Source organism: Pseudomonas sp. P135 (genome assembly GCF_020312125.1).
In the GTDB taxonomy this organism is placed as follows: domain Bacteria; phylum Pseudomonadota; class Gammaproteobacteria; order Pseudomonadales; family Pseudomonadaceae; genus Aquipseudomonas; species Aquipseudomonas fragariae.
The window spans coordinates 123,617-129,616 of record NZ_JAGPYR010000017.1 but is presented as its reverse complement, the minus strand read 5'-3'; the positions used below and the strand labels follow the sequence as shown (position 1 = coordinate 129,616).

The window sequence follows — 6,000 nt, the reverse complement described above, 5'->3', positions numbered from 1 at the left end:
TGAACCCCAGCAAACTGGTCAACCCGCTTTCCGCCGGGTGATGACCATAGGCGCTGTACGCCACTGGCTCAACCCCGGACTTATCCACAACCCGCAGGACAGAACGTTGCTGATCCGTCGCAAGCAGCGTCGTGTTCACCAAACCATCAACATGCCGCTGCTGAGCCAATAACAGGTCTCCATGCTGAAAGACCGTGCGTCGTGATGCACCCTCTATTTCGGTCGCCAGGCGGTTCTTTTGATAGAAGCGCTGCACATCCGCCTGCCCAACCGGCGAGCTGGAGACCAGACGGTCCAGTGGGTCATAACTGTAGCGGCATAACACTGCTTGATTTGAAGAGGTCATGGCCAGATGCTTCGGAGGGAATCAGCCTTCAGCATCCAGCAATACTGATACGCTGCCTACCTCGCATAACTGCTAGGTAAACAGCAAAAAACCCCGGAGGGCTACAACCGTCCGGGGTGTTTTTTGCCCATCGTTTACAGCTTGGCGATGGAGACCTCAGTCGACTTCACGAAGGCGATGACTTCGCTGCCGACGACCAGCTCCAGCTCCTTGACCGAGCGGGTGGTGATGACCGAGGTCACGACGCCCGATGCGGTCTGTACGTCGATTTCCGACAGTACATCGCCGTGGACGATTTCCTTGATGGTGCCTTTGAACTGGTTGCGAACGTTGATGGCTTTGATAGTCATGGCATGTCTTCCTTTGGGGATCAGGGTTAATTTGCCCAGCGTAATTGCGTGGGCAGTGGCGAAAACGGTTCCGGGTCAGGTGGCGAACCCGGCAGGGCCAGCACGCGGTTGAGCACTTCGGCCTCCAGCGCCGCGAGGCGATGCGAACCACGAACACGCGGGCGTGGCAGGTCGACCAGCAGATCAAGGCCGATCTGCCCTTCTTCGATCAGGATCACACGGTCGGCAATGGCCACGGCCTCGCTGACGTCATGGGTCACCAGCAGCACCGTGAAACCATACTGGCCCCACAGTTTTTCGATCAGTTGCTGCATTTCGATCCGGGTCAGGGCGTCCAGCGCACCCAACGGCTCGTCGAGCAACAGCAGGCGTGGCTTGTGAATCAGCGCGCGGGCCAGGGCAACGCGTTGCTTCTGACCACCGGACAATGCGGCAGGCCACTCGTTGGCGCGCTCGGCAAGGCCGACGGCTTCAAGCGCTTCTAGGGCCTGCGCCCGCCAGTCGCCGCTCAGGCCGAGGCCGACGTTGTCGATGATCTTTTTCCAGGGCAGCAAGCGCGCTTCCTGGAACATCAAGCGCGTATCTTCGCGGGCATCGTCCAGTGGCGCAGAGCCGGCGAGCAGCTGGCCTTGCGTTGGTTTGTCGAGGCCGGCGAGCAGGCGCAACAGGGTGCTTTTGCCACAACCGCTGCGGCCGACGATGGCGACGAACTGACCGGCCGGAATGTGCAGGTCGATGTCCTTGAGCACTTCACGGGCGCCGAACGCTTTTTTCAGTTTGCGTACCGCCAGCGGGATGCCACGCAGCAAGTGTGGAGGTTGCTGTTTCAGACTGGTCATGCGGCACCGCCTTTGCTCGTTTGATAGGCCGGGTGCCAGCGCAGGCAGACACGTTCCAGGCCTCGCGCCGCCAGATCGGCCAGCTTGCCGAGTACGGCGTACAACACAATGGCCAGCACCACGACGTCGGTTTGCAGAAATTCCCGTGCATTCATCGCCAGGTAGCCGATGCCGGAGCTGGCAGAAATGGTTTCCGCGACGATCAGCGTCAGCCACATGAAGCCCAGTGCAAAGCGCACCCCTACCAGAATAGAAGGCATGGCGCCCGGCAGGATCACATGACGAAACAGGCTGAAACCTGACAGGCCATAGCTGCGGGACATTTCTACCAGCGCCGGATCGATGTTGCGGATGCCGTGGTAGGTGTTCAGGTAAATCGGGAACAGGGTGCCCAGCGCAACGAGGAATATCTTGGCGGTCTCGTCGATGCCGAACCACAGGATGACCAGCGGGATCAGCGCCAGGTGCGGCACGTTGCGGATCATCTGCACCGAGCTGTCCAGCAGACGCTCCCCCCATTTGCTCAGGCCGGTAATGAAGCCCAGCGCCAGACCGATGCCGCCGCCGATGGCGAAACCGATCCCGGCGCGCCAGCCGCTGATTGCCAGATGGGTCCAGATTTCGCCGCTGGCGACCAGGTTTATGCCGGCTTCGATGACCGCGCTGGGCGCGGGCAGAATGCGTGTGGATAACCAGCCGGCGCTGACCGACAGCTGCCAGACTGCCAGCAACAGGACTGGAAGTGCCCAGGGCGCCAGTCGGTGAACGATGCGTTGCGAAGCACTGAGGCTCATGGAGTTGTCTCCTCGAAGGGCCTGACGATCACTGTGCTTGAGCAACAGCAGCAGGAGGTGTCCAGACCACGTCAGCAATGCTGAGCGGCTTTGGAATCAGCTTGAGCTGGTAGAAGGTGTCGGCGATTTTCTGCTGTGCCGCCACTACCGGCGGGGTAAGGAACTGCGCGCCGTAGCCCTGACGCTTCACCGAGGTCAGGGTGATGTCGGCCGGCAGCCCCAGCAACGGTGCGACCTGTTGGGTCACTTCATCGGGGTTGGCCTTGGACCATTCCCCCACCGCACGGACCTCCTCGACCAAGGCCTGAATGACCTTGGGGTTTTTCTGTGCGTACGGCTTGGTGGCGAGATAGAACTGATGGTTGTCGACAATACCGGTGCCATCTTTCAAGGTGCGCGCCTGCAATTGCTTTTCAGCAGCGGCCTGGTACGGGTCCCAAATGACCCAGGCGTCCACGCTGCCACGCTCGAAAGCCGCACGCGCATCGGCCGGAGGCAGGAAGACGGTCTGGATATCGGTGTATTTCAGGCCGGCATCTTCCAGTGCCTTGACCAGCAGGTAATGGACGTTCGAGCCCTTATTGAGGACGACTTTCTTGCCCTTCAGGTCCTTGACCGAGGTAATCGGCGAGTCTTTGGGGACCAGAATGGCTTCACTGGTCGGTGCTGGCGGCTCGTAGGCCACATACAGCAGGTCCGCGCCCGCGGCCTGAGCGAAGACCGGCGGCGTTTCGCCGGTGACGCCGAAATCGATGGAGCCTACGTTCAGGCCTTCAAGCAGCTGAGGACCACCAGGGAACTCGGTCCACTGGACTTTCACCCCCTGCTCGGCCAGGCGCTTCTCCAGCGAGCCCTTGGCCTTAAGCAGCACCAGCGTGCCGTACTTCTGGTAACCGATGCGCAGATCTTCCGCCTGGGCCTGAGTGACCGCACCAAGAGCGACCGCAGCAGCAAACAGCGCAACAAGGCCTCGACGCAAAATGACAGTGCGCATATGCGCTCCTTTACCTATTTGGGGTGATCCCCTGCTCGACCGGTTACGAAGGAGCAAGGTGGGAATAGGCACGACATTAACAGCCCTTTTTTATATCTATAAATCTTATTTATTCATTTAGTTATTCCATAAATGAATATATAAAAGTGTTCGTGCTTGTACGTTGGCAACCTGTGACGCGGAGCGTCACGACAGGCATTCCCACGCTGGAGCGTGAGGAACGATAGCCCTGTAACTATCGTACCCATGCTCCGCGTGGGTATGCCGTTCTGGACGCTCCGCGTCCGCGCTTGATTGAGCGACGTAGCAGGCGGCTATGAGGGCGCAATAAAAAAGGGCCGATAAATCGGCCCGAATAACCCCACGCTTGGTAGATCGAAAATCAGCGGTTTGGCTGTGGTGTCAGGCGCAGATAAGGGGTGACTGCCTTATAGCCCTTGGGAAAGCGCTGCTTGATCTCGGCTTCGTCCTTGATCGACGGCACGATCACTACGTCATCACCGTCCACCCAGTTGGCGGGCGTGGCGACCTTGTAGTTGTCGGTCAATTGCAGGGAGTCGATAACGCGCAGAATCTCGTGGAAGTTACGCCCGGTGCTGGCCGGATAGGTAATGGTCAGACGCACCTTCTTGTTCGGATCGATCACGAACAGCGAGCGCACAGTCAGTGTGTCGTTGGCATTAGGGTGAATCAGGTCGTACAGGTCGGAAACCTTGCGGTCGGCGTCGGCCAGAATCGGGAAGTTGACCAGGGTGTTTTGCGTGGTGTTGATGTCGTCGATCCACTTGATGTGCGAATCGACCGGATCCACCGACAGCGCAATGGCTTTCACGCCGCGCTTGGCGAACTCGTCTTTCAATTTGGCAGTGAAGCCCAGTTCTGTGGTGCACACCGGCGTGAAGTCAGCAGGATGAGAAAACAACACACCCCAGCTGTCGCCGAGCCATTCATGAAAACGTATACGCCCCTCACTGGATTCCTGTTCGAAATCAGGGGCGATGTCGCCAAGTCGCAGTGTCATGGTGTTGCTCCTTGTCTGTATCGGGTAGGCCTTGGTATAGCACCACTGTGCGCCCTGCCGAGAGAAGTTAAAAAGAATAAATAATGCACCCAATAGACCTGCCAGGAATATCAAAAAACAGGCAAAAGAAACCCCGCACAGGGCGGGGTTCCTTTAAGCCTCAATACACTTACATGAAGCTATAGGTGTAGTTGAAGAGGATGCGGGTTTGATCGGTATCAGCAGTAGTAGCGGAGTCACCACGGAAACTGCCGTGGCGCACAGTTGTACCGAAGCCTTTGAGCGGACCACTCTGAATTACGTAGTCAACGCGCATATCACGCTCCCACTCGGAGTGACTACCCAGATTGCGATTGACATCACGGATGTCATCACCGCTCAAGTAAGCAATCGCAGCCTTCAGACCAGGAACACCAACCTTGGCGAAGTCATACGAGTACTGACCGAAGGTGGTGTTTTCACCAGCCCGGTTGAACCCGTTGATCATCGAATCAGTGAACAGGTAGAAGCTCGAACCGCCGTTACCTTCAGGTCGGCCGCGACCGTCAACTACGTTGCCTTGGCCAAGATAGACCATGCCGCCGCTGTCACCCACTTGCTGGTGACCAACCATAAACGAGTGACCGCCCAAGGCGTAAGTGAACATGGCAGACCAGGTCTGGTTGTCGACTTCGCCGGTATGTGAGGCGTAACCACCGTTGTTGTTAAAACGATAGCCCGCTGCAGCTTCGCTGTTTTTGCCGTCAGCGCTGCTGTTGAAATAACGCAGGTCAGTCTTGAAAGACTGGTCGTTGTCGATCTGGTAGACGTGAACCAGGCCCAGGAAGTGTTGCTTGTAGAAGTCTTCAAGGTTCGCGTAGTAGTACTGCAGGGTCAGGTCTTTGGTAACTTTCCAGTCGGCACCGGCGAAACGGAACTGGTCGGCGGTCTGGGTAGCACCAGCAACGGACAGGTCAGTCCAGTTGCTCGAAGCACGGCCAATGGACTTGTTCAGTTGACCTGCGGTGAAGGTAACGTTATCCAGATCCTTGGAGGTCAGGATGCCGCCTTCAAAGGCCTGAGGCAACAGACGACCATCGTTGCTGACCAGAATCGGCAGGTTCGGCGCCAGCGCATTACCAACCTTCAATTCAGTTTTAGAGAAGCGCATCTTGGCGTTGGCACCAACACGGGACCAGTCGCTGACCGAAGAACCATCAGTATCAGTCGGAACAACGGTATTAGCTGTGTTGGCATTATGGTGCTCAATACCGCCACCCAAATGCAGACCCATTACAGCTTGCGCATCAAGACCAAAACCGACAGTGCCCTGAGTAAAGCCAGAGAGGTAGTCGAATTTCAGACCGGTAGAGGTTTCTCGCTGGTCGGAAGCACGAAACCCTTCACGCAGGTCGTTATTGAAATACAGAGTACGAGAACTGACGGACGCTTTACTGTCTTCCAGGAAACCAGCTGCGCTGGCCTGCTGAGCCAATACACCAACGGTGACGGCCAAAGCCAGGGTGGACTTCTTCATTACTACGCTCCTCGTGAATCTAATTTTTTATATCCATGGTGCCGGGCTTGGCCCTGACCCACGGATTAGCGATAGGCGACAGTCCCGATCCGAGATCAATGGATTCTGTTCGCCCTGACTTTTGACTAGACCGCTTTGGT

Annotated in this window: 6 protein-coding genes and 1 pseudogene; all 7 read right to left on the bottom strand. The window is 57.4% G+C overall.

The window, feature by feature from the left end:
• Positions 1-346 (bottom strand): annotated as a pseudogene (locus KBY08_RS21615) (RHS repeat-associated core domain-containing protein); the annotation flags it as partial.
• Between the two features lie 134 nt (positions 347-480).
• Complete coding sequence (locus KBY08_RS21610) at positions 481-696, bottom strand: TOBE domain-containing protein (RefSeq protein ID WP_002555770.1); 216 nt, start codon at positions 694-696, stop codon at positions 481-483.
• A 26-nt stretch (positions 697-722) separates the two neighbouring features.
• A complete protein-coding gene (ssuB, locus tag KBY08_RS21605) occupies positions 723-1,535 on the bottom strand; it encodes an aliphatic sulfonates ABC transporter ATP-binding protein (protein WP_003427335.1) in 813 nt (270 codons plus the stop codon).
• Complete coding sequence (ssuC, locus tag KBY08_RS21600; RefSeq protein WP_004407339.1) at positions 1,532-2,329, bottom strand: aliphatic sulfonate ABC transporter permease SsuC; 798 nt, start codon at positions 2,327-2,329, stop codon at positions 1,532-1,534. The genes ssuB and ssuC overlap by 4 nt, the downstream gene beginning before the upstream one ends.
• Positions 2,330-2,357: 28 nt before the next feature.
• The gene (locus tag KBY08_RS21595) at positions 2,358-3,323 is read right to left on the bottom strand and encodes a sulfonate ABC transporter substrate-binding protein (RefSeq protein WP_004407337.1); all 966 of its coding nucleotides are present in this window, start codon (positions 3,321-3,323) and stop codon (positions 2,358-2,360) included.
• Between the two features lie 382 nt (positions 3,324-3,705).
• Positions 3,706-4,344, bottom strand: coding sequence for a peroxiredoxin (locus KBY08_RS21590; protein WP_003318285.1), 639 nt, complete (start codon positions 4,342-4,344; stop codon positions 3,706-3,708).
• 169 nt (positions 4,345-4,513) lie between these two features.
• Positions 4,514-5,860, bottom strand: coding sequence for an OprD family outer membrane porin (locus tag KBY08_RS21585; RefSeq protein WP_011269280.1), 1,347 nt, complete (start codon positions 5,858-5,860; stop codon positions 4,514-4,516).
• Positions 5,861-6,000: the final 140 nt, after the last annotated feature.